Raw genomic sequence first — 22344 nt, forward strand, 5'->3', positions numbered from 1 at the left:
GGTCGCCCTCAGGATCCGTCCGTGGTCCGGTGCAGCCGCCCACGCGCGACCAGTTCGAGGACCACGGCCACCGCGACCGCCTGCACTGCGAGCAGCGCGACCAGCACGAACAGCTGGACCGCGCCCGCCTGCACCGGCGACGCCCCGCCGAGCAGCATGCCGACGAACGCTCCGGGCAGGGTGACCAGGCCGACGGTCCGGGTCTGGTCGAGGCCGGGGATCAGCGCGTCGGACGCCGCGGGTCTGGCCACTTCGAGGCGGGCCTCCGCGTCCTGCAGGCCGAGCGCGAGACCGGCCTCCACCTCGCCGTGCCGGCTCTCCAGTTCGTCCAGCGCCCGGCGGCCGCCGAGGACCGTGGCGGTGAGCGCGCCGCCGATCAGGATGCCGGTGACCGGGATGAGGGCGATGCCGTTCAGCGGTACGAGACCGGTGAGCAGCAGGGCGCCGACCACCGGCGCCACGGAGACTCCGATCGGCAGGGCGGCCAGCCGCCAGGTGTGATTGGGGGTGATGCGCCGTCCTGCGGTGCGCACGGCCACGGCGTACATCATGGCGACGAAGGCGAGCAGCAGGGGGACGGAGCGGACCACCCAGCCGATGAGCACGGAGACTGCGGCGAGTTGGACGGCGGCGCGGGCACCGGCGGTCGCGATCTCCCGGGCCCGGCCGCGGCCCGCGTCGGGTGCGAGCCGGGCGAGCGCCGCGACCAGCGCGGCGACGATCAGGAGCGCGGCGAGCACCGCTCCGAGCGCCGCATTGACAGGCAGCAGCACGGAAGCGGCGTACGCGGTCACGCCGCCACCTTAGTCACCTCGAGACACGCTCCGGAGCGGTGGATGCGTCGAATGCCGGGTCGTCGGCTCACCGATCTCGATCGTGCACCGGGGCAGCGCCGGGTGGGGGCCGGTGCGTCAGGTCGGCTGCGTCAGGTCGTACCGGGACGCGGCCGCGCTCCGTGGGGATGACGGGCGCGGTGCGTACCGGATCGGTCAGCGGCCGCCGAACAGCGTCCGGGTCAGCCGCCGCAGCGGTGCGAACAGCGAGACCCGCCACATGCGGGCACCGCGTCCGGTGCGCTCGTGCGCCATCTCACGGGAGGTCAGCTCCTGCATCAGCGACGTCGCCTCCGCCACCTCACGCTGCGGCACGGCGGGACCGCCGAGCACCGAGAGATGGCGGTCGAGGCGCGAGCTGGTCGCGCTGCTCCCGCAGGTGATCGCAGGGACTCGCGCCCTGCTGCGCACTGTTATCTGTTCCATGTCACTCCCCACCCGTACGAGGCACCCGGCCCGGGCAGGTTAACCCTAACGCCCCACTCCGACACTCGTGTATCCCGGGCTCAGGATTCACCTTCCCCGTAAGGGTGTTGACGATTACTCTCCGAATGCACCTGATTTCAGGTCGAGTTGGACACGAGGAGGTTCGCCGGTGAGCGAGGGGCCGGATCAGGAACGGCTGATCGCCGGGCGGTACCGGCTCCTCACCCGTCTGGGCGAGGGCGGCATGGGCACCGTGTGGCGGGCGCGGGACGAACTCCTGCACCGCGAGGTCGCGGTCAAGGAGGTCCGCGCACCGGCCGGACTGCCCGCACCGGATGTGGAGCGGCTCTACGCCCGGCTGGAACGGGAGGCCTGGGCGGCGGCCCGGATCACTCATCGCGGCGTGGTCACGGTCTTTGACGTGGCGATCGAGGAGGGCCGCCCGTGGATCGTGATGGAGCTGGTGCGCGGGATCTCGCTGGCCGAAGCGCTGGACGCGGAGGGGCCGTGCACCGCACGGCGGTCGGCGCACATCGGCGCGGAGCTGCTGTCCGCGCTGCGTGCGGCGCACGAGGCGGGCGTGCTGCACCGTGACGTCAAGCCGGGGAACGTACTGCTCGCCAATGACGGCCGGGTGGTGCTCACGGATTTCGGGATCGCCCGAGTGGAGGGGAGTTCTCCCCTCACGCTGACCGGCGAGATGGTCGGCTCGCCGGAGTTCCTCGCTCCCGAGCAGGCGCTGGGCCGGCCCCCGGTGCCCGAGTCGGACCTGTGGTCGCTCGGGGTGCTGCTCTACGCGACCGTGGAGGGGCACTCGCCGTTCCGGCAGGACACTCCGCTGTCCACGCTGCGAGCGGTCGTCGACGACGAACTGCCGCCGCCGCACCGGGCGGGGCTCCTTGCACCGGTCGTCGAGGGGCTGCTGCACAAGGATCCGGCGCGGCGCCTGTCGCCCGACGACGCGGAACGCGATCTGCGTCTGATCGCGGCGGGTGGCGCGCCGCGCGGCAGCGGCACGACCGCGCGGGACCGGCCGGCGGCCGGTACGCCCACGGTGACGGGCGGGACGCCCGCGGCGCAGTCCGCTTCGGATCCGTCGCCGGGGCGCTCCGGGCCGGACGGCTCCGACTCCCCTGCCGGGTCCGGCCGTTCACGCAGGGCCGTGGTCCTGATCGTGGCGGGCGCGGTCGCCCTGCTGCTCGCCGTCGGCGGCCTCGCGTACGTCCTGTCGGACCGTGCCGGGGGCGGCGGCTCGGGCGGTGACGGCGGTACGGGGCAGGGCGGCAGCGAGGGCAACCGGCAGGGCGCGGACGAGGGCCGGGCAGGCGGGGGCGCGGGCGGTGCCGGGAGTCCCACACCGGACGACGACGGCACGGGCGGCGGCTCGGGGGACTCCGGCGGATCGGACGGCTCGGGGGCCGGTGACGGCGAGGACGGAAGCGACGGCGGCGGGGACGCCACCACTCCCCCACCGCAGTCCGTACGGGCGCATGTGATGGCCGTACGCAAGGACTACACCGGCACGTGTCCGCCGCCGGAGGCCGAAGCCCCGTCCTTCCGGGCGACGTTGACGGTCGGGCGGACCCCGGCAGAGGTGGAGTACCGCTGGGTGACCGGCAACGGCGAGCCGTCGGATCCGGACTGGAAGACGCTGCGGTTCACCGCCGACGGCGGCAAGGTGAAAGAGGTCGCCCACACGGAGACCGGACACGACCCGGACGGCGCCGTGCGCAACCGGATCGGCGTCGAGGTCCGCCGGCCCGTCGCCGTGCGGTCGGAGACGATCGCATACAGCCTGACCTGCGAGCAGGAGCCCCCGACGGGCGGGGGCTCCTACACACCGAATGCGCGCTGAGGGCCGGGGCGGCTATGCGGCGGAGGTGAAGGCCGGCAGATAGCCGCCGGACTGTCCCGCGGCGGTCGGGTGGTACGACTCGCCGATGTTCGTCCAGTTGACGCTGTGCAGCCAGGCGTCGCCGGAGCAGATCTCGTGCCCGGTGAAGTTGCCCGTGACGTCGGCGAAGGCGAAGCCGTGGTCGGCGACGCTCTTCTGGGTGGTCTCGTTCAAGAGGTCGGCGGCCGAGTTGATCGCCGCGCGCTCGACCTCGGTCAGCCCGGCGAGGCAGCTGCCGTCCAGCTGGTAGAAGCGCGGGTAGCCGAGCACCACGACCTGGGCGTCGGGCGCCTTGTCGCGGATGGCCGTGTACGTCGAGGCGAGCCGGCCCGGCAGGGTGCCGGTGACGAAGCTCTTGGCCTCCTCGACCCGGGCCACACAGGTGGCCTCGGACTGCAGGACACAGGTCGTCATGACGTCGGCGAAGCCCGCGTCGTTGCCGCCGATGGACAGGGAGACCAGCGAGGTGCCCGAATTCACCGGGCCCAGCTGGTTGTTGACGACATCGCTGGTGACGGCTCCGGAGCAGGCCGTGAAGTCGAAGGACGCGGGTGAGTTGGCCGCGGCCCAGAGCACCGGGTAGGCGTTGTTGCTGCGCTTGCAGTCGCCGCTTCCGCCGTCGTAGTCGCCGGCTCCGACGCCGGACGAGTAGGAGTCGCCGAGTGCCACGTAGTTGGCCGCGGCGGTGGACGAATCTGCTTGCGCCGCGCCGGCGCCGGCCAGGGTCAGACCGGCGGCGAGGAGCAGGGAGGAGCCGTATGCCGTGATGCGGGACAGTCTCATGGGACCTCCGTGGGGAGAGGGCAGGGTCTCTGCCACCTCCTTTGTTACCCACACGTAACGCTCATGAGTATGTTCATGACAAGTAGATTTCAAGGAGGAACCTTCACGGCCTTCATGTTTGAACCAGCAATTGGCCACGGATCAACCAACTCATCTCCACAGAACGCGGCCTGACGGCCCGTCGGCCGGGCGGCGGAGTGGCTCCATTCCGCATCTTGACGCGCCGATACCGGCTGCGCGACATTGAAGCCCGGCATCCGGCGCGTCGGGGGGCAAAGTCGCCAATGCAGACGATCAGTGACAAGACATCAGCACCGAGACCGAGCGACGGCACACCGCGGCGGGCGGACGCCCCCGGTGGCGGGCCGTCGGCCTTCCTGTCCGGTGCGGCCGTCGCGGTGGCGGCGGTGGGCGCGGTGTTCGTGTTCAGCGGCCTCGAATCGCCGCTGCGCGGGCCGTGCGCCCTTCTCCTGCTGCTCGGTGCGCCCGCCGGCGCCCTCGCCCTCGCGCTGCGTGAACTCGAGCCGCTCGGGCGGGCCGTGGCGGCCGCGGCGGGAGCACTCGCAGTCGATCTGCTGGTCGCCCAGGCGATGCTCGCGCTGCACATCTGGTCGGTCCGCGGCGGCTGCGCGGCCGTGCTCGCGGTCAGTCTGCTGATCCTGGTGACGGCCCGGGCACGACGACCACGGCGCCCGCACTCCGCGAGAAGCCGGACCCGGTGACGTGGACATCGAGGTGTACCGCCCCGGCGAGCTCACGGCCGCCGACCGGGCGGCCTGGACGGCCCTGCAGTCCAAGGCCCACCTGGAGGGCGCCGCGGAGCTGGCCAACCCTTTCCTGTCACCGGAGTTCGCCCTCGCCGTCGGGCGCTGCCGGCGCGGGGTGCGGATCGCCGTGGTCCGCGAGGACGGCGAACCGGCGGCGTTCTTCCCGTACCAGCGCACTCTTGCGGGTGTGGGGCGGGCGATCGGGCTCGGGGTGTCGGACTGCCAGGGCCTGGTGCACCGGCCTGGCTTCGACTGCGACCCGGTGGAGTTGCTCGACGCCTGCGGGCTCGCGGTCTGGGAGTTCGACCATCTGGTGCACGGTCAGCGGCCGTTCGCCGGCGCCCGTGCGGCGCACTTCGCGTCCCCGGTGATCGACGTGGACCGCGGATACGAGGCGTATCTCGCCGAACTCCGCGCCCGCTCACCGAAGTTCACCCGGACCACGCTCGCCAAGGAGCGCAGGCTCGGGCGAGCCGCGGGCGGCACGCGCTATGTGCACGACGAGCGCGATCCGGCCGCCCTGCACACCCTGATGGAGTGGAAGTCGGCGCAGTACCGGCGCACCGGGCGCAGCGACCGCTTCGCACAGCCGTGGATCACCCGGCTCGTCGAGCAGCTCTTCCACACCCGGTCGCCGTCCGCCGGCGGGATTCTGTCCGTGCTCTATGCCGGGGACCGGCCGGTCGCGGCGCATTTCGGGCTGCGTTCCGAGCGGGTGCTCGCCTGCTGGTTTCCCGCCTACGATCCGGCGTTCGCCAAATACTCGCCCGGGCTCGTCCTGCATCTGCGGATGGCCCGGGCGGCGGCCGCCGACGGAATCGCCCATCTCGATCTCGGGCGGGGCAGGAAGGAATACAAGGATTCCCTCAAGACACGCGATCTTTCCGTGTCCGAGGGGTGGGTGACGCGCCGTCACCCCGTGGCGTCCGTCCACCGGGCACGACGCGCTCCGGTACGCGCTCTGCGCAATGCCGTGGTGACGAGACCCGAACTCTTCGGACCTGCGGACAAGTTGCTCAAACGGATCGGAAAGATCCGTTCGGGTAAGTAGCGCGAAAACCGAATAAACGCAGACGCTTGTCCCAGGTCTTGCCATAGAGTCTCATTCGTCAATACCGTCATGGAACCACCCGCAACGGCTCATCGAGAACGGCTCCGGGGGAGGGCTCAGGAGCGCGATGCCGCCGGTGCGGGGCGCGGTAGGGGGGTCTGCCGTGCTCGGTGCATGCACGTCTGCCGAGCCAAGTGCCGCACGGCCAGTAATGCCAGCTCGTCCGGTGCACGGAGTGCCGCACGGCCATTCCGGCACGCCCTGGACGAGAACCCTCCTTTCGAACCGGAAACTCATCCGGGCTGCCCGGGGGCGGGCCGCCCACCGGACGAGAGGGCACCGACTCATGAGCTCCTATCTCCATCCGGCAATACCCGGGGAAGATCCTGCACCGGGGAAAGATCGCGCGTCGGGAAAAGATCGCGCACCGGGAAAGGATCCGGTTCGCTCACCGGGCCGGTACCGGCCCATTTCCAGTCACCTGGCGATCACTCCACCGGTGAGTGTCGTCATCCCCGCCATGAATGAGGCGGAGAATCTTCCGTACGTCTTCAAGTCACTGCCCGACTGGATCCATGAAGTCGTCCTGGTCGACGGGAATTCCACCGATGACACGGTCGCCGTGGCCCGCGGACTCCGGCCGGACGTGAAGGTCGTCGAACAGCGCGGCAAGGGCAAAGGGGATGCCCTGATCGCCGGGTTCGGGGCCTGCACCGGCGAGATCATCGTGATGGTAGACGCGGACGGCTCGGCCGACGGCGAGGAGATCGTCGCCTTCGTCTCGGCCCTGGTCTCCGGCGCGGACTTCGCCAAGGGCTCCCGTTTCGCCAACGGCGGCGGCACCGACGACATGACTCCGGTCCGCAAGCTCGGCAATTACCTACTGTGTGCGGTGGTCAATGCCAAGTTCGGCGCCCGGTACACGGATCTCTGCTACGGCTACAACGCGTTCTGGCGGCACTGCCTCGACGAGATCGACCTGGACTGCACGGGTTTCGAGGTCGAGACGCTGATGAACATCCGGGTGGCGAAGGCGGGCCTGAAGGTGCAGGAGATCCCGAGCCACGAGTATCTGCGGATCCACGGCGCGAGCAATCTGCGGGCCGTGCGGGACGGCATCCGGGTGCTCAGGGTGATCCTCGGGGAGAGCGGGGTGCGGCGCACGCGCACCGCCGCCCTTCCCCTCAACACCCGTAGAGGAGCAGCGACTTGAGCGGCCATGCACCGAACGGCGGACCGGTCGGAGCGGGCGATGTGTCGGTGGTGATCTGTGTGTACACCGAGGAGCGCTGGGGCGACATCCTGGCCGCGGTCGCCTCGGTGCGGGCGCAGTCGCTCGCCGCCCGCGAGACGCTGCTCGTGGTGGATCACAACCAGGTACTCCTCGAGCGGCTCAGCGGCGAGTTCAAGGACGACGGGCGGACCGGGGCGGTGCGGGTGCTCGCCAACGCCGGCCCCCGCGGCCTCTCCGCCGGCCGCAACACGGGCATCGCCGCGGCCGGCGGCCGGGTCGTCGCCTTCCTTGACGACGACGCTGTCGCGGAGCGGCACTGGCTGCGGTACCTGGCGGAGGGCTACGCCGATCCCCGGGTGCTCGCGGTGGGCGGCAGGACCGAGCCGATCTGGGCCTCGGGGCGCCGCCCCGACTGGTTCCCCGCCGAGTTCGACTGGGTGGTCGGCTGCAGCTACCGGGGGCTGCCCGCGGGCCGGGTGCGGGTGCGGAACGTCCTCGGTGGCAACGCCTCGTTCCGCCGCGAGGCCTTCGACCTGGCGGGCGGCTTCGCCACCGGCATCGGCCGGGACGGCGACCGCCGGCCGCTGGGCTGCGAGGAGACGGAGCTGTGCATCCGGATCACCCGGGCCGATCCCGGCGCGGTGCTCCTGATCGACGACCGGGCGGTCATCCACCACCGGGTGCCCGCCGCCCGCGAGCGCTTCGGGTACTTCAGGGCCCGGGCGTACGCGGAGGGCCTGTCCAAGGCCCTGGTGGCGCGCAGCGTGGGCGCGGCGAAGGGCCTCGAGTCCGAACGCCGTTACACCACAAGGGTGTTGCCCGCCGCGGTGGTCCGCGGGCTCGCGGACGCGGTGCGCGGACGCCCGGGTGGCGGGGGCCGCGCGGGCGCGGTGCTCGCCGGAGTGGCGGCGGCCGCCGGCGGGTACGTCGTCGGTGGCGTCCGGGCCCGTAGGGGAGGCGGGTCGTTCTCCGCCCCCCGGCTCACCGGGGACACCGAGGAGAGCGAGGGACGCGAGGGGGCCGCCGCATGAGCACGGACGCCGTGCCGATCCTGATGTACCACGCGATCGCCGACGCGCCGGCGCCTGCGACCCGAGCCCTGTCGGTCACCCCTGCCGCCTTCGCCGAACAGCTGGCGGTCCTCGCGGACCGCGGCTTCACCCCGGTCACCACCGCCGCGCTCGGGGCCGCCTGGCGGTCCGGGGCGCGGCTGCCCCGCCGGCCCGTCCTGATCACCTTCGACGACGGGTACGCGGGGGTGCACCGCCACGCCCTGCCGGTCCTCGCCCGGCACGGCTTCCCGGCCACCCTGTTCGTGTCCACGGGCTGGATCCGGGGCACGTACGACACGGGTGGTGCGCTCGACACCATGCTGGACTGGGCGCAGATACGGGAGCTCGCGGCGGCCGGCACGGAGATCGGCGGGCACAGCCACACCCATCCGCAGCTCGACCAACTCCCCCACGACGCACTGCGGTTCGAGGTGCAGCGCTGCCGGGACATCGTCGCGGGCGAGCTGGCCGAGGCGCCCGGCTCCTTCGCGTACCCGTACGGGTACTCCGACCGAAGGGTGCGGGCCGAGGTCCGCGCGGCGGGCTTCGCCCAGTCGCTTGCGGTGGGCAACGACCTGGCCCGCCGGCGGCAGGGACCGTACGCCCTGCGCCGGGTGACGGTCCGTCGCACGACCGGCATCGAACAGTTCACCCGGGTCGTGGAGGGACGGGCCGTGGGCCGCGCCTACGCCCGCGACCGGGCGCTCACCCGCGGGTACGCCGTGCTGCGCAGGGCGAGACAGGCCCGGCGAAGGGCGGCCGGCTCCCGTGACTGACACGACCGCGGCCCGCGCCACGGAGCACCGGCCGCCCGGAGGAGAGCCGCCGGTGCGCCGACGGCTGCACCTGCGGCTGCCCGGCGCGGGCGGCGGCACCGGCGGCACGGGCGGCACCGCCGACAGCAGTCCGCTGTTCCGCAATGCCTATGCGCTGATGCTCAACACCGGGATCTCCGGAGTGCTCGGGCTCGGCTTCTGGCTGGCCGCCGCCCGGTACTACTCGGAGTCCGCGGTCGGCCAGGGCTCGGCGGCGATCGCCGCGATGAAGCTGCTCGCCGGCCTGACGGCGCTGACCCTGATGGGTGCGCTCGCCCGCTTCATCCCGGTCGCGGGCCGGGCCACCGGACGGCTCATCCTGCGGACGTACGGCATGAGTTCCCTGGTCGTCGCGATCGCCGCCGTCGTGTTCCTGGGGACGCTCGACCTGTGGGGGCCCTCGTACCGCTTCCTGCAGGGGCCGCTCCCGGGTGCGGGCTTCGTGCTCGCGGTGGTGGCCTGGTCGCTGCTCACCCTGCAGGACGGAGTACTGACCGGGCTGCGCAGCGCCAAGTGGGTGCCGGTGGGGAATGCGGCGTTCTCCACGGTGAAGCTGCTGCTGCTGGTGGCGCTGGCGGCCGCGGTGCCCACCGCGGGCGTCTTCGTCTCCTGGGTGGCGGCGATCGCGGTGTCCGTGCTGCCGCTCGGCTGGCTGGTCTTCCGGCGACTCGTGCCGCGGCATGTGGAGGCGACGAAGGACATCGCCGATCCGCCCGGTCTGCGGCGGATCGGACGGTTCCTGGCCGGGGACTACACCGGATCCCTGTTCTCGCTGGCGGTCGTCTATCTGGTGCCGGTGATCGTCGCCGCGCAGGTGAGCTCCGCGGACAACGCGTACTTCTACATCGCGACCACCATCGGCGGGACGGTCAATCTCCTCGCCATCAACATGGGAGCCTCGCTCACCGTCGAGGGCTCCCACGATCCCGCACGGCTCGCGGCCAACTGCCGTGCCGTGCTGCGCCGGATGGCGCGGATCATGCTGCCGGTGTGCACGGTGATGTTCATCGGCGCGCCCTACATCCTGGGCGTCTTCGGTGCGGGGTATGCGGACGCGGCGACCGGGCTGCTGCGCTGGTTCGCGGTGGGGGCCGTGCTGCGGGTGGTCATCGAGACGTACTTCGCGGTGCTGCGCGCACAGAGCCGGACCTCCGGGCTCGCCCTTCTGCAGGGGGCGCTGTGTGTGCTCGTCCTCGGTCTCACGCTGGTCCTGCTGCCCCGGCTGGGTCTGATCGGGGCGGGGATAGCGGAGATCGCCAGTCTCGCGGTGGTGGCGTCGGTGGCCGGGTTCAAGCTGTTCGCCATGGTCAGATCGGCTCCCCCGTCCGTGCAGGACGCGGCTCCGGTGGCTCCGGACGGCGATCTCGCGGACCTCGGTACGGGGCGTACGGCGGACGTACGGAAGCCCGACGACGGGTCCGACGACCGCGGACACCGGCCGAGTTGGGCGCATACTGCACATCCCGCGCACCCTGTGCACCCCGCGCATCCCGGGGAAGGGGGCGGGACGGGGGAAACCTCTGGCGCGGAAGCAGAGATGGAGCCAGAAGCAGAAGCAGAAGCAGAAGCAGAAGCAGAAGCAGAAGCAGCGGCGGAGCCTGAGCCGGCACCCGGAGCCGAACGCGACCACCGCCCCACCTGGGCCCTGCGCCTGCCGCCTCCCGCGCACGCCGAGGCCCGCCCACTCGCCGCCCCGACCGTCGAATCGCCCGGCGGCAAGGGCGAGTTGGCCGTACTCACCGAAGGCGGAGACGGAGGCTCGGACGTATTCGTCGACACACCGGACCGGCGCCCGTACCGCCCCTCGTTCCGGCCCCTGACCTCGTCCGCCGGCGCCGTCGCGCCACCTCCGGAAGCGCCGGCCGAGGAGGAGCCCCCGGACGCCGGCCCGCCCGAAACGCCGACCGCGGCGCCGGGCACCGCCGCCCGAGCCACCGCTCTCTGGCTCCTGCTCGGCGTGGCGCTCGTGCTGTTCTGGGTGCCGGTCCTGGGCATGGACGAGGCCGATCTGGACGCGATGGGCGGACTGGGTCTGATCTCGGTGCTGCCGGCCGCGACACTCGCAGGCGCCGCACTGTTCATCCTCGTGTTCGCCTCGCTGCTCTGGCACGAACGGCCGCGCAGGGCCCTGCTGTCGGTGACCCTGCTCGCCACTCTGGTGTCCCTGCACGCGCTGCCGGCCGTACTGGAGGACGTGCCCCGGTTCGCGACCGCCTGGCAGCACCTGGGCTTCCTCGAGTACATCGACCGGACCGGGACCGCGGTGCCGGATCTGGACGCCCGCTGGAGCTGGCCCGGCTTCTTCGCGGCGGCCGCCTTCCTGGCCGAGGCCTGCGGGATCTCCGACTTCACGGAGGTCATCCGCTGGTGGCCGGTCGCGATGCAACTCCTCTACCTGGCCCCGATGTTCCTGCTGCTGCGTGCCGTACGCGCCTCGTGGCGGGCCAAATGGACCGGCGTCTGGATCTTCGTCCTGAGCGGTTGGGTGGGGCAGGACTACTTCTCCCCGCAGGGCTTCACGTATCTCCTGTATCTCGCCTTCGTGGCGATCCTGCTGGTCTGGTTCCGGGCGCCCCGCATGCTGTGGGGCGCGCGCCGGCCGGGTGAGGCCGAGGTGCTGCCCGCCGGCCGTGGCACCCGGGTGGCGCTGCTCGGCATCCTGATCGCGCTGTTCGCGGCGTCGGTGCCCGCGCATCAGCTCACGCCGTTCGTGATGCTGGGCGTGCTCACCGTGCTCGTCCTGGTGGGCCGCAGCGAACTGCGCGGCCTTCCGGTCCTCTGCACGGTCGTGGTCACCGTGTGGATCGGGTATCTCGCCGAACCGTACTGGTCGGGGCATTTCCAGGAGCTGTTCGGCGGCGTGGGAGGCGTCGGCGGGAACGTCACCTCGTCGGTCTCCGGCCGTATCAAGGGCGGCAGTTCCACTCACCAACTCGTGCTCTACGCGCGCGTGGCGCTGGCCGGCGGAGTGATGGCACTCGCCTGTCTCGGCTGGTGGCGCCGGCGCAGCTACCGCTATGCCGAACGCTCCCTGCTCGTCCTGGCCTTCGTCCCGTTCCTCGGCTTCGGTATGCAGTCGTACGGCGGCGAGATGGCGCTGCGGGTGTTCATGTTCGCGCTGCCCGGCGCCGCGCTGCTCGCCGGGCTCGCGCTGTTCCCGCGCACGGGCGTCACGGCCGAGGAACGCGACCGGGACCGTGTCAGCCTGGCGCCGCTCGCCGCGCTGCTCGCGGGGCTGCTCCTGATCGGCGGCTTCCTGATCGCCCGCTGGGGCAACGAGCCGTTCGAGCGGGTCAGGACCGGCGAGGTCGCGGCGATGGAGTACGTCTACGCGCAGGCCGATCCGACCGTGCGGCTGCTCTGGATGAGCAACGACACCGTGGACAACGTCACTCCGGCCCTGCCCTGGGGCAAGCAGGACATGGAGAAGGTCACCTACCTCCCCACACTCGCCCCGCCCGATCCGGTGCTGGTCTCGTCCCTGGTCAAGGCCCTCAAGGAGGCCGGCCCGCACTCGTATCTGATGGTCAACCGCAGTCAGTCGGTGTATCTGACGATGGACGCAGGCTATCCGCGGAACTGGGAGGGGCGGCTGCTCGACAGCCTGGACGCACGGCGGGAGTTGACGAAGCCGTACGCGAACGACGACGTCGCCCTGTACACCCTGCGCAAGCAGCCGGACGGCCCGGTCGAGAAGGCCGATTCGGGGCCGGCCGGGCCACAGGTGACCTGGGCGCCGTGGTCCGTGGTGGGCGCTCTCGCGGCGGTGGCGCTGATCGTGCTGCTCGGGGTGCGCGAGGTGGTGCGGGTGGCGGCCCCGCCGAGCGTGCGGAGTCTGCAGTGGCTGCAGAGCACGTTCTGGTTCTCGCTGCCGCTGCTCGCGGTGCTCTTCGCAGCGCTGATCCAGCGCTTCGTGACGATGGCCTGAGACCGGCCTCAGCCCCGGGCCGGCTCGGCGAGGAACGCCTCGACCGTGCGGCGGATCCGGTCCGCCACCAGGTCCGGGTCCGTGTCGCCGGTGCGCAGCGCGGTGTTGGCGGCGAGCAGGACCGCGTCGATCTGGAACGCGGCGAAGGCGGCGTCGAGTTCGACGATCTCACCGGCGTCCGCGGCGGCGCTCAGCTCGGCGGCCAGGAGGTCGCGCCACTCCTGCCGGCTGCCGAAGAGCGCATCGTGCACCCGTCCGGGCCGGCTGTCGAAGTCGGCCAGATTCGCCGCCCAGAAGCAGCCGCCGGTGAACAGCGGCTCGCGGGCGTAGTCGATCCAGCGCTCGACCAGGGCGCGCACGCGTGCCGCGCCCTGCGGTACGCCGGACGCGGGCGCGACGACCGCGTCGTGGAACAGCCTCCGGGCGGCCTCGACCGTGGCGGCCTGCAGCTTCTCCTTCGATCCGAAGAGGGTCTGAACGCCGCTCTTGCTGATCGAGAGTTCGGCGGCGAGGCGGCCGAGGCTGAGCCCTTCGAGGCCGTCGAGCGACGCCAGGTCCACGGCCCGGCGCAGCACCGCCTGACGAGACCGGGCGCCGCGCAGCAGGCGGCCGTCGGTGACCGGCGCAGGAGGTGACTGTTCGGAGGTGCTCATCGCCGTCATTCTGCCAGACCCGCGACAAACAATACGTACGGCCGTATGCTTTGTTTCTCAGCGGCCTGCACACGGGCGCGCGCACAGATGCCTACGGAGGTGCAGCCACAGTGGACGAGCAGCAGATGATCGGACTCGCCCGGGAGTTGGCCGAGGCGAAGAGCCGGCAGGACGTGACCGCCGCCCTCGCCCTCTGCCACCCCGAAATGACCTTGCAGGCCCCGGCCTTCGGGACCACGGCCCACGGCCACGCGGCGAACGAACGAGCACTGACCTCCTTCTTCCGGACCTTCCCGGACTACGCCGTCGAGCCGGCCGGCGACGTCGGTCACCATGGCACCCTCGCCTGCTGGGGCACGGCCCGCATGACGCTGACGGGCGCGCGCTTCGGCGAGGCGCCGAACGGCCTGCGGGCCGAGCTGCCGGTGTTCCTGCACTTCACCTTCCGGGACGGCCTGATCGCGAGCGAACGGTTCTTCTTCGACCTCTCCGAGCTGTGCGCACAGTCCGGGATCTCCACGGACAAGGCGCGGCACGCCCTGTTCGGCGGGTCCGCGGAGCTCGGCGCCGTCGGGAGCGGGCGATGAGGGATCCACGGGTACGCGACGACATCGGCGCGGCCGAGACCTCCCGCCTCCTGGACATGGTCGTCGACCTCGAACCCCAACTGGACTTCGGCAGAGGCCCGTTGGGCCGCCGAGTGTTCTTCGGCTCCGCCGGGGGCAGCTTCGAGGGTCCGGCGGTGCGGGGGGATGTGCTGCCGGTCGGGGGCGACTGGACGCTCTTCCGGTCCGACGGAGTGATGACCCTGGACGTCCGCCTCGCCCTGCGCACCCACGACGGCGACCTGCTGCACCTGACGTACGGCGGCCGTCTGGTCACCCCGCCCGAGCAGGCCGGCGATCTCGCCGATCCCGCCCGCCGCCACCTCGTCGACCCCGCCCGCTACTACTTCCGCACCAACCCGCTCTTCGAGACGGGCTCGACGCGCTACGCCTGGCTCAACGACCTCGTGTGTGTGGGCACCGGCTACCTGGTCGAGGGCGGCATCGCCTACCGGGTGGATCAGGTGCGGTGAGTGCAGCGGCTCAGCGGCGCAGCCACTTCACGCCGTACGCCGGGAGGTCGAGAGACCTGCCGTCGACCTTCGCGGCGATCGGGCGGCCTCGGACGTTGACCACGAGCGCGGCCTCGTCGTCGGCCAGGACGCGGACGTCCGGCCGGTCGTCGTCGGCGACGGCGATGTCCTCGTAGCGGGTGCCGGGCGGGAACTCGCGCTGGAAGCGGGTGAGCAGCTGCAGCATCGGCAACGGGGTGCCGCCGTCCGCGAGGTCGGTGGCGCGCCACAGGCAACCGGCGCAGTCGGCGCCCTTGTTCTGCGGGTTCCAGTAGAAGCCGGTGGTCGCGCCGCCGCGGGCCATCGCGATCAGGCCGGCCGACTGCACGGCGACGCGCCGCGCTTCGCTCCAGCCGTCACGGTCGTCATCGTCGTCCCCCGGCTCCACGTAGTACTCGGCCCACCACAGCGGCAGATCGCCGGTGCGCTCGCGGATCCAGCGGCCGACCGCGGTGAACTTGTCGGTGGCCGTGACGGCGTCGGGGATCAGCTCGTCGTCGACCGTGTAGCTGGATCCGTCGACCACCACGAAGTCGGCGCCCGCCTTGTGCTTGTTCCAGTACGTGAAGGAGTCGAGCACACGCTGGTCGGCGCTCCCCCAGCGGCCGTTCAGCCCCTTGGCGGCGTTCTCCTTCTGGCGTGGGTGGACACTGTCCATGACCAGGTACGGGCCGCCGACCTGGATGTCCTTGTCGACCTTCTTGAGGGCGCGGTACACGAGGTTGTACAGCTCGGTGTAGCCCTCGTGGTCCCAGCGCCCCTCGGCGGAGTTCCAGAAGCCCTTGAACTCGTTCCATACGACGAAGTGCCGTACGTCCGGATAGCGCTTGGCGACGGTGGCGGCGAGCGCGGCGAAGTCCTTGTAGTGGGCCCTGTCGGGGGCGGTCTCCAGGGATTCCTGACTCCAGTCGGTGTCGTCGACGCCGGCCTTGCCGCCCTTCATCCAGTCGGGGGCGCAGCACAGGGTGACCACGGGGGTGCCCTTGGTGGCCCGGACGAAGTCGATGCGCCGGTCCATGGCCTCGAAGTCGTAGCGTCCCGGGGACGGTTCGGGATTGTCGGCGCCCCAGCCCATCAGGTGCTGGACCTGCGGCAGCGGGGTTTCGGCGAGCAGCCCGGTGGCCCGGTCCACGGCCGGCTGCTCGCCCTCGTCCGCGCTGTTCTGGGTATGGGTGAAACCCCAGCCGAGTTCCGCCTGCGGTTTGCCGGAGGGGCTGGCGGGGGTGCCGTGCGGGGTGTCGCCGTTCGGCGAGGTGCCGCGGGTGGAACCTTGCCCGTCGGGCGGGGTGTTCAGGGTGAGGAGCAGCGCGGCGGCGGCTGCGGCGACACCGAACAGGGCGGCGACCTGCCACCGCCGGGCCCCCGAATCCCACCCATGACGTCCCATCAAGGGCAAGAGTAATCAACGGGGTCACCCCCGCGTCAGCCCGTCCGGCATCATGAGGAGTTTCGGCAACCTCGGCCGACCCGGCCCCCTCAGCCGGCCCGGCAACCTCAGCCCGTTCAGGGCCAATCTTTCAGCCCGTCCGGCGTTTGAGGACAAGGCCCGTTCAGGGCCGTTGCGGTTTCAGGCGTAGGCCTGGCGGCCTCGTCCTCAAACGCCGGACAGGCTATAAAGATGTCCTCAAACGCCGGACGGGCTGGTGTGGCCCCGGACAGGCTGAGAGAAGACACCGGACCGGCCCGTGGGTGTCGACCCACTGAAGACGCCTGACAGACACCAGCACAGACCCACCAAAGCAGCCGGACGGGCCCGGGTACAGACACCCGAGAAATGCCGTGCACACACGGCACCCGTGGCGGATCATGGCCCCATGCCAGCAGATCCCCAGGACGCGCTGCCGATCCGGCTCAACGTCGACGACAGCGACTCCCCCGCAGACGTCGTCGACGCCCTTTTCCTCGGCCGCTTCGCCTCCGGCGAACAGCCCTTCGCCCACAGTGCCTCGATCGACCGCGTCAAGTCCGGCCTCACCCTCGTACCGCCGGACGCCGAAGTCCTCCGCTCGGCCCGCGACGACGACCGCAGCGCCACCCTCGCCGAGGGCGACGGCTGGACCCTGCTCGTCTCCCGCTGGAACAGGGGCGCGGACGTCACCGTCACCGCCGTCAGCGCCGAAGTGGCCGAGCGCGTGGTGAAGCAGGCCACGGACGGCGCGGCCGACGAACCGGAACCCCAGCCGGACAACGTCTCGATGGGCTTCTGGTACGTCTCACCGCGCCGCGGCCCGCACCGCACCACGCGCCAGATCACGGCCGGCGCCTGGGACGACGTACGGACCAACTACACCGCCCCGGTGGCCGAGGCGATGGACACCCTGATGAAGGTCACGCCCGAGGACATCGCGGGCCGGCTGCTGCTTCTGCACGGCCCGCCCGGCACCGGCAAGACGTCCGCCCTGCGCACCCTGGCGCGGTCCTGGCGGGACTGGTGCCAGGTGGACTGCGTACTCGACCCGGAGCGGCTCTTCGGCGACGTCGGCTATCTGATGGACATCGCGATCGGCGAGGACGACGGCAGCGCCAAGGGCCGCTGGCGGCTGCTGCTCCTCGAGGACTGCGACGAACTGATCCGCGGCGAGGCCAAGCACACCGCGGGCCAGGCGCTCTCCCGGCTGCTCAATCTCACCGACGGCCTGCTCGGCCAGGGGCGGAACGTCCTGGTGGGCGTCACCACCAACGAGGATCTGGAACGCCTGCACCCGGCCGTCGTACGCCCCGGCCGCTGTCTGGCCCGGATCGAGGTCGGCCCGCTCACCCACACCGAGGCCGTCGACTGGCTCGGCACGGACGAGGGCGTCAATCGGGACGGGGCCACCCTGGCCGAGCTGTTCGCCCTGCGTCGCGGCATCTCCCCGACCTCCGTGCCGGATCAGCGGGACTCGGGGGCGGATGCGGGGCTGTACCTCTGATGGAGGGCTGCACCACCAGGGAGCGTGTCCATCAGGACGTGCCCCCTCTTTCCGTGCGCCGCTTTCCCGTGCCCCGCTTTTCCGTGCCCCGAGGGCCCGTTCAGCCGTAGACCGCGCGCAGCGCCTCGTCCGCCGCCGTAGCGGCCGCCTCGCGGTCGAGGCCGAGCCGCTGCGCCTCCTCGGCGAAGGAGCGCGCGGCCTCGGCGGCCCGGCGCGCCGCCGCGTCGTCGGCCGCGGCGACGAAGGTGCCCCGGCGGCCGCGGGTCTCGATGACCCCGTCCGTCTCCAGGGCGCGGTAGGCCTTCGCCACCGTGTTGGCGGCGAGGCCGAGTTCCTCCGCGAGGCCGCGGACGGTGGGGAGTTTGTAGCCCACCGGCAGCGCGCCGGAGCGGGCCTGTCCGGAGATCTGGGACCGCAGCTGCTCGTAGGGCGCGGTGGCGGTCTGGTGGTCGATGCGGAGCTTGAGGGTCACGAGGCGATTCTTGCGCACCCGCCGGAAATCCGGAGGCGCGGGCACGGGTCCGCGCCGTAACGTGCCGGTCCATGACCGTGACTGTCCGAGAATTCCGCGCCGCCGACGCCGAGGCGACCGCGGAGGTGCTGCGTGCCGCGATCCCGTTCCTGGTGATCACCCCGGAGGCGATGATCTGGGCGATGGACCATGTCGCGCCCGCCGCGCGGCAGTTGATGCTCGTCGGTGAGCTCGACGGCCGCATCGTGGCCCGCGGTGAGATCGATCTGGCGTACGACAGCCCGGAGCCGGGGCAGGCCAATGCGAACATCTACGTCCATCCCGAGGAGCGCGGCCGCGGCGTGGGCACCCGGATCCTGCGCGCCGCGGAGGAGTATCTGGCCGCCCAGGGAGCGACGGCGGTGTACTCGTGGGTGCTCGACGAGCCCGCAAACCGCACCTTCGCCGCCGCGCACGGCTACCGGCCGAGCCGATCCGCCCACTTTCTGCGGCTCGACCTGACGCAGGGCCTCTCCCAGGGCCCGGCGCAGGGCGGACTGCCGCCGCTCGCACCCGTACCGCCGGGCGTGCAGGTGCGCAGCGCCGCCGACTTCGCGGACGATCCGCGGCCGTTGTTCGACCTCGATGCGGAGACCACCGCCGACGAGCCGGGGGACGTGGCCGCCCGGCTCGACGACTACGAGGACTGGCTGCGTACGACCTGGGCGCATCCCTGTCTGGACCGTGAACTGACCACGGTGGCGGTCGTGGACGGCGTGCCGGTCGCGTTCACCGCGGCCCGCACCGACGGGCGTACCCGCTACATGTCGGGCATGACCGGGACCGCCCGCGCCCATCGCGGCCGCGGTCTGGCCCGCCTGGTCAAGAGCCACTCCCTGCACCGCGCCGCGGCGGCGGGCTGCACCGAGGCGTTCACAGGCAACGACACGGAGAACGCCCCGATGCTCGCCGTCAACAAGTCGTTCGGCTACGAGATCTGCGCCACGGAGATCCGCCATGTCCGCGAACTCGGCTGATCCCGCCGGGACTTCGGCCACCGGCGAGTCAGCCCGGTGGGAGATCGTGCTGGTCAAGGCGGGCCGTACGAAGATCCGCTACCCGGCGCGGCTGCTGCACGACGACGGGACGCGGGTGAGCCTGCGGGCGGCGTGGGCCGGCGACGGGGTGCGCGACTTCGGGGCCTTCCGCTTCGAGCCGGGCGATGTGTTCACCGAGCACTACTGGCGCGACCGCTGGTACGCGGTCAAGGAGGTCCGCGCGGAGGACGGTGTACTCAAGGGCTGGTACTGCGACGTCACCCGTCCAGCGATGGCCGGCGACGGCGAGGTGCGGGTGGAGGATCTCGACCTGGACCTGTGGTGCTCGGCGGACCGGCGCACCGTACTGCGCCTGGACGAGGACGAGTTCGCCGGCAGCGGCCTGGCCGAGCGCGATCCGGAGGCCGCCGGGGAGGCGCTGCGGGCGCTCGACGAGCTGGAGCGCCTCGCCACGGGGCCCGGTCTGGACGGCCTCGTCGCCCGAGCGGGACGTCACCCGGCGACCAGTTCCACCTCGAAGCCGTCCGCGTCCTCCAGATAGGCGGCGCAGTGCCCGGCCCCGCCCGCGTACGGGTGGAGGTCGGGGAAGAGCAGCGTCCAGCCGTGTGCCGGGGCCGCGGCGACCAGGGCGTCCAGGGCCGGGCGGTCGCGGACGTGCAGGGCCAGGTGGTTCAGGCCGGGGCGGGTGCGGTCGTGGTGCGGTGCGGTCAGGGCGTCGGACTCCTCGATGACCAGGTACGTGTCACCACGCCGCCAGCTCCGGCCCGACTCCCAGTGCTGGTACGGCAGATGACCGAGCTCGCCGAGCAGCCAGCCCCAGGAGGCCTCGGCCCGGCCCAGGTCCGGCACCCACAACTCGATGTGGTGCACGGCGCCGTGCGGCTGCTCCCGCGCGGGCCCGGGCCGCACGGGGTCCGTCGCCGCCAGCGGCACCGAGCGCGAGGGGCCGCCCGGGCGGTGGGCGACCGGGTCGTCGGGGGCGTGGCGGTGCAGCACGAACCGGTCACCCGCGAGATAGGCGTCGAGCCCCGCCCGGCAGTAGGCGACGAGGTCGTCGGGCAGCGCCGTGAGCGGGTGCCAGGAGAGCTCGGAGCACTTGTGCGGCTCCGCGTTGTACGGCTCGCCGCCCGCGCCGTACGCCGTCTCGAAGAACCAGCCGGTGCGGGTGGCGCCGCCCGGTGCCTGGTGCTGCATCACGAGGGCGACCCGCAGGTCTTCGGGCTCGAGCGCCAGGCCGGCCTCCTCCCGGGCCTCTCTGATCATGGCCGTGCGCACGTCCTCGCCGGACTCCACATGTCCGGAGGGTGCGTGCAGCAGCCCGTCCGCGTACCCCGTGTCCTTGCGGCGGGCGAGCAGCACCTCGCCCGCACGGCGGACGATCAGGTGGACGTCGACGATCTCGGTGTGGCGTGCGGGGCGGCCGTCCGGATCGCGCCCTGTTCTCGAACTGCCTTCGGTCATACGGAAGATCCTCGCAGCCGCCACTGACAACGGCCCGTCCCGCGGTGCGCGCCGGCCGGCGTCCGGGGCGGTGAAACCCGTGACGCGACGGGCGCTTGTGGTGCCGCGGCGGTGGGTACCACGTGCGTGATGGGCGCCACTGACAGATCCGGAGCGATGAGCAAGGCTTTCGTTCCGGGTCTACCTCTGTGAAGGCACAGAACGCCCGGGACACGACCCCAGGAGGCCGTCATGCGCCGCCAGACCGTGCAGAAGCCGATCCAGAGGCCCGCGAGCCGCCGCGAGCGCGAGCTCCGCGAGGAAGCCGCCCGGCCTCGTCCCGAGATCCGTCGTGACATCCACAGGACCTGGTGGCCGGACGGCTGAGGTTCACCCGCTGCAGCGCCCCGGCTACTCCTCCGGCTGCCCGGAATCCGCAGTCTCCGTACGCCGCCCGGGCAGCAGCTTCTTCAGGAGCGGCCAGGCGAGCAGCAGCGCGACGATCACATAGACCGTCACGGAGAACGGCGTGTTGACCAGGCCCGTCACGCTGCCGTCGCTGATCTGCAGGGCGCGGCGCAGCTGCTGTTCCGCGGCCGGGCCGAGGATGACGCCGATCACCGCAGGCAGCACCGGCAGCCCGTAGCGCCGCATGCCGAAGCCGATGAGCCCGATGACCAGCAGGATCACCAGGTCGAAGGCCTCTCCCCCGACGGCGTACGCGCCGACCGCGGCGAAGAACAGGATGCCCGCGTACAGATAGGGCCGCGGGATCCTGAGCAGCTTGGCCCAGACCGGCGCGAGCGGCAGATTGAGCGCGAGCAGTAGGACCATGCCGACGAACAGCGAGGCGATCAGACCCCATACGAGGTCGGGTTCGCGTTCGAAGAGCAGCGGCCCGGGCTGGATGCCGTACTGCTGGAAGGCGGCGAGCATCACGGCGGCGACCGCGGTCGTGGGCAGGCCGAGGGTGAGCATCGAGACGAGCGTGCCCGCGGCCGATGCGGAGGCGGCCGACTCGGGGCCCGCCACGCCCTCGACGGCGCCCTTGCCGAATTCGTTCTTGTGCCGCGAGAGACGCTTCTCCGTGACGTAGCTGAGGAAGGTCGGGATCTCGGCGCCGCCCGCCGGGATCGCGCCGAACGGGAAGCCGATGACCGGTCCGCGCAGCCAGGGCTTCCAGCTGCGGCGCAGTTCGCTGCGGCCGAGCCAGGGGCGGCCCACGGGGATCGCGTCTCCGGTGGTGCGGCGCAGATGGGCGGCGATCCAGAGGGCCTCGCCGATGGCGAAGAGACCGACCGCGACGATCACCACGTCGATGCCGTCGGCGAGTTGGAGCGTGCCGAAGGTCAGGCGCTGCTGTCCGGTCATCTGGTCCAGGCCGACCAGGCCGATGGTGAGGCCGATCAGCAGGGAGGCGAGTCCGCGGATCCGGGAGGAGCCGAGCACCGAGGTGACGGCGATGAACGCCAGGACCATGATGGCGAAGTAGTCGGGCGCGCCGATGCCGACGGCGAGGTCGGCGACCGTCGGTGCGAGGGCCACCAGCAGGATCGTGCCGATCAGGCCGCCGGCGAAGTGTCCGATGGCGGCGGCCGCGAGCGCCTGCGCGCCCCGTCCTGACTTGGCCATCGGATGGCCTTCGATGGCGGCGACGACCGCGGCGGTCTCACCGGGGGTGTTGAGCAGGATGGAGGTCGTCGAGCCGCCGAACATCGCGCCGTAGTAGATGCCGGCGAACATGATGAACGCGCCGGTCGGATCGAGTCCGTAGGTGACGGGCAGCAGCAGCGCCACCGCCATCGCGGGCCCGATGCCGGGCAGTACGCCGATGGCCGTGCCGAGCAGGACGCCGACGGCGGCCCAGAGCAGGTTGATCGGGGTGAGCGCGGTACCGAAGCCGTCGATCAGGGAGTTCAGGGCGTTCACG

Annotated in this window: 20 protein-coding genes and 1 pseudogene; 13 read left to right on the top strand and 8 right to left on the bottom strand. The window is 71.9% G+C overall.

Annotation, left to right across the window (positions count from 1 at the left end):
- Positions 1-8: 8 nt before the first annotated feature.
- Positions 9-773, bottom strand: a complete 765-nt coding sequence (locus DY218_RS07890) for an ABC transporter permease (protein WP_128555228.1) — start codon at positions 771-773, stop codon at positions 9-11.
- Positions 774-989: 216 nt separating this feature from the next.
- Entirely contained in the window at positions 990-1259 is a 270-nt protein-coding gene (locus DY218_RS07895; protein WP_128555189.1) for a hypothetical protein, read from the bottom strand.
- A 244-nt stretch (positions 1260-1503) separates the two neighbouring features.
- Here DY218_RS07895 and DY218_RS07900 point away from each other — a divergent pair, with 244 nt between their 5' ends.
- Positions 1504-3114: a serine/threonine-protein kinase gene (locus tag DY218_RS07900; protein WP_128555229.1), complete on the top strand. Its 1611-nt coding sequence runs from the start codon at positions 1504-1506 to the stop codon at positions 3112-3114.
- 12 nt (positions 3115-3126) lie between these two features.
- Here DY218_RS07900 and DY218_RS07905 read toward each other — a convergent pair whose 3' ends face one another.
- Entirely contained in the window at positions 3127-3936 is an 810-nt protein-coding gene (locus DY218_RS07905; protein ID WP_128555190.1) for an SGNH/GDSL hydrolase family protein, read from the bottom strand.
- A gap of 284 nt (positions 3937-4220) precedes the next feature.
- Between DY218_RS07905 and DY218_RS07910 the strand changes: the two genes are divergently transcribed.
- The 6 genes from DY218_RS07910 to DY218_RS07935 all read left to right on the top strand — a co-directional run bounded on the left by DY218_RS07910 (position 4221) and on the right by DY218_RS07935 (position 12783).
- A complete protein-coding gene (locus DY218_RS07910; protein ID WP_199566658.1) occupies positions 4221-4658 on the top strand; it encodes a hypothetical protein in 438 nt (145 codons plus the stop codon).
- A gap of 1 nt (position 4659) precedes the next feature.
- Positions 4660-5754, top strand: a complete 1095-nt coding sequence (locus tag DY218_RS07915) for a GNAT family N-acetyltransferase (protein ID WP_128555191.1) — start codon at positions 4660-4662, stop codon at positions 5752-5754.
- Positions 5755-6100: 346 nt separating this feature from the next.
- Positions 6101-6967 carry a glycosyltransferase family 2 protein gene (locus tag DY218_RS07920; RefSeq protein WP_128555192.1) on the top strand — a complete coding sequence of 289 codons (867 nt, stop codon included), beginning with the start codon at positions 6101-6103 and terminating at the stop codon, positions 6965-6967.
- A complete protein-coding gene (locus DY218_RS07925; protein ID WP_233521428.1) occupies positions 6964-8019 on the top strand; it encodes a glycosyltransferase family 2 protein in 1056 nt (351 codons plus the stop codon). Before DY218_RS07920 ends, DY218_RS07925 begins: the two co-directional genes overlap by 4 nt.
- Complete coding sequence (locus tag DY218_RS07930) at positions 8016-8816, top strand: polysaccharide deacetylase family protein (RefSeq protein WP_199566659.1); 801 nt, start codon at positions 8016-8018, stop codon at positions 8814-8816. The genes DY218_RS07925 and DY218_RS07930 overlap by 4 nt, the downstream gene beginning before the upstream one ends.
- Positions 8809-12783 (top strand): lipopolysaccharide biosynthesis protein, encoded by a 3975-nt coding sequence (locus DY218_RS07935; RefSeq protein ID WP_407703580.1) that lies wholly within the window; start codon positions 8809-8811, stop codon positions 12781-12783. The genes DY218_RS07930 and DY218_RS07935 overlap by 8 nt, the downstream gene beginning before the upstream one ends.
- Positions 12784-12791: 8 nt before the next feature.
- Here the strand turns inward: DY218_RS07935 and DY218_RS07940 are convergent, their stop codons facing one another.
- Positions 12792-13436: a TetR/AcrR family transcriptional regulator gene (locus DY218_RS07940; RefSeq protein ID WP_199566660.1), complete on the bottom strand. Its 645-nt coding sequence runs from the start codon at positions 13434-13436 to the stop codon at positions 12792-12794.
- A 110-nt stretch (positions 13437-13546) separates the two neighbouring features.
- On the opposite strand from DY218_RS07940, the gene DY218_RS07945 reads away from it, so the two are divergent.
- The gene (locus DY218_RS07945; RefSeq protein WP_199566661.1) at positions 13547-14023 is read left to right on the top strand and encodes an ester cyclase; all 477 of its coding nucleotides are present in this window, start codon (positions 13547-13549) and stop codon (positions 14021-14023) included.
- Entirely contained in the window at positions 14020-14514 is a 495-nt protein-coding gene (locus DY218_RS07950; protein ID WP_128555194.1) for a DUF3237 domain-containing protein, read from the top strand. Before DY218_RS07945 ends, DY218_RS07950 begins: the two co-directional genes overlap by 4 nt.
- Before the next feature lie 10 nt (positions 14515-14524).
- Here the strand turns inward: DY218_RS07950 and DY218_RS07955 are convergent, their stop codons facing one another.
- Entirely contained in the window at positions 14525-15940 is a 1416-nt protein-coding gene (locus DY218_RS07955; protein WP_128555195.1) for a GH39 family glycosyl hydrolase, read from the bottom strand.
- 427 nt (positions 15941-16367) lie between these two features.
- Here DY218_RS07955 and DY218_RS07960 point away from each other — a divergent pair, with 427 nt between their 5' ends.
- Entirely contained in the window at positions 16368-17465 is a 1098-nt protein-coding gene (locus DY218_RS07960; protein WP_128555196.1) for a DUF5925 domain-containing protein, read from the top strand.
- A 100-nt stretch (positions 17466-17565) separates the two neighbouring features.
- Here DY218_RS07960 and DY218_RS07965 read toward each other — a convergent pair whose 3' ends face one another.
- Positions 17566-17937: a GntR family transcriptional regulator gene (locus DY218_RS07965; RefSeq protein WP_128555197.1), complete on the bottom strand. Its 372-nt coding sequence runs from the start codon at positions 17935-17937 to the stop codon at positions 17566-17568.
- 71 nt (positions 17938-18008) lie between these two features.
- On the opposite strand from DY218_RS07965, the gene DY218_RS07970 reads away from it, so the two are divergent.
- Positions 18009-18953 (top strand): GNAT family N-acetyltransferase, encoded by a 945-nt coding sequence (locus DY218_RS07970; protein WP_128555198.1) that lies wholly within the window; start codon positions 18009-18011, stop codon positions 18951-18953.
- A complete protein-coding gene (locus DY218_RS07975; RefSeq protein WP_128555199.1) occupies positions 18934-19515 on the top strand; it encodes a DUF402 domain-containing protein in 582 nt (193 codons plus the stop codon). Before DY218_RS07970 ends, DY218_RS07975 begins: the two co-directional genes overlap by 20 nt.
- On the opposite strand, the pseudogene DY218_RS07980 reads toward DY218_RS07975, so the two are convergent.
- Positions 19467-20390 (bottom strand): annotated as a pseudogene (locus DY218_RS07980) (NUDIX domain-containing protein); the annotation flags it as partial. The gene DY218_RS07975 and the pseudogene DY218_RS07980 overlap by 49 nt on opposite strands.
- Before the next feature lie 276 nt (positions 20391-20666).
- On the opposite strand from DY218_RS07980, the gene DY218_RS35600 reads away from it, so the two are divergent.
- Positions 20667-20801, top strand: coding sequence for a hypothetical protein (locus tag DY218_RS35600; protein WP_267899366.1), 135 nt, complete (start codon positions 20667-20669; stop codon positions 20799-20801).
- 24 nt (positions 20802-20825) lie between these two features.
- Here the strand turns inward: DY218_RS35600 and DY218_RS07985 are convergent, their stop codons facing one another.
- Positions 20826-22343, bottom strand: coding sequence for a tripartite tricarboxylate transporter permease (locus tag DY218_RS07985; RefSeq protein ID WP_128555201.1), 1518 nt, complete (start codon positions 22341-22343; stop codon positions 20826-20828).
- Between the last annotated feature and the right edge of the window lies 1 nt (position 22344).

Origin of the sequence: Streptomyces triticagri (assembly GCF_003429565.1) — a bacterium.
GTDB classification, from domain to species: domain Bacteria; phylum Actinomycetota; class Actinomycetes; order Streptomycetales; family Streptomycetaceae; genus Streptomyces; species Streptomyces triticagri.

Excerpts from the sequence above, each read along its gene's own strand:
- DY218_RS07895 (WP_128555189.1), bottom strand. The coding sequence starts at position 1,259 with ATGGAACAGATAACAGTGCGCAGCAGGGCGCGAGTCCCTGCGATCACC.
- DY218_RS07975 (WP_128555199.1), top strand. The coding sequence starts at position 18,934 with ATGTCCGCGAACTCGGCTGATCCCGCCGGGACTTCGGCCACCGGCGAG.
- DY218_RS35600 (WP_267899366.1), top strand. The coding sequence starts at position 20,667 with ATGCGCCGCCAGACCGTGCAGAAGCCGATCCAGAGGCCCGCGAGCCGC.
- DY218_RS07905 (WP_128555190.1), bottom strand. The coding sequence starts at position 3,936 with ATGAGACTGTCCCGCATCACGGCATACGGCTCCTCCCTGCTCCTCGCC.
- DY218_RS07950 (WP_128555194.1), top strand. The coding sequence starts at position 14,020 with ATGAGGGATCCACGGGTACGCGACGACATCGGCGCGGCCGAGACCTCC.
- DY218_RS07960 (WP_128555196.1), top strand. The coding sequence starts at position 16,368 with ATGCCAGCAGATCCCCAGGACGCGCTGCCGATCCGGCTCAACGTCGAC.
- DY218_RS07970 (WP_128555198.1), top strand. The coding sequence starts at position 18,009 with ATGACCGTGACTGTCCGAGAATTCCGCGCCGCCGACGCCGAGGCGACC.
- DY218_RS07910 (WP_199566658.1), top strand. The coding sequence starts at position 4,221 with ATGCAGACGATCAGTGACAAGACATCAGCACCGAGACCGAGCGACGGC.
- DY218_RS07930 (WP_199566659.1), top strand. The coding sequence starts at position 8,016 with ATGAGCACGGACGCCGTGCCGATCCTGATGTACCACGCGATCGCCGAC.
- DY218_RS07920 (WP_128555192.1), top strand. The coding sequence starts at position 6,101 with ATGAGCTCCTATCTCCATCCGGCAATACCCGGGGAAGATCCTGCACCG.
- DY218_RS07955 (WP_128555195.1), bottom strand. The coding sequence starts at position 15,940 with ATGGGACGTCATGGGTGGGATTCGGGGGCCCGGCGGTGGCAGGTCGCC.
- DY218_RS07900 (WP_128555229.1), top strand. The coding sequence starts at position 1,504 with ATGGGCACCGTGTGGCGGGCGCGGGACGAACTCCTGCACCGCGAGGTC.
- DY218_RS07940 (WP_199566660.1), bottom strand. The coding sequence starts at position 13,436 with ATGAGCACCTCCGAACAGTCACCTCCTGCGCCGGTCACCGACGGCCGC.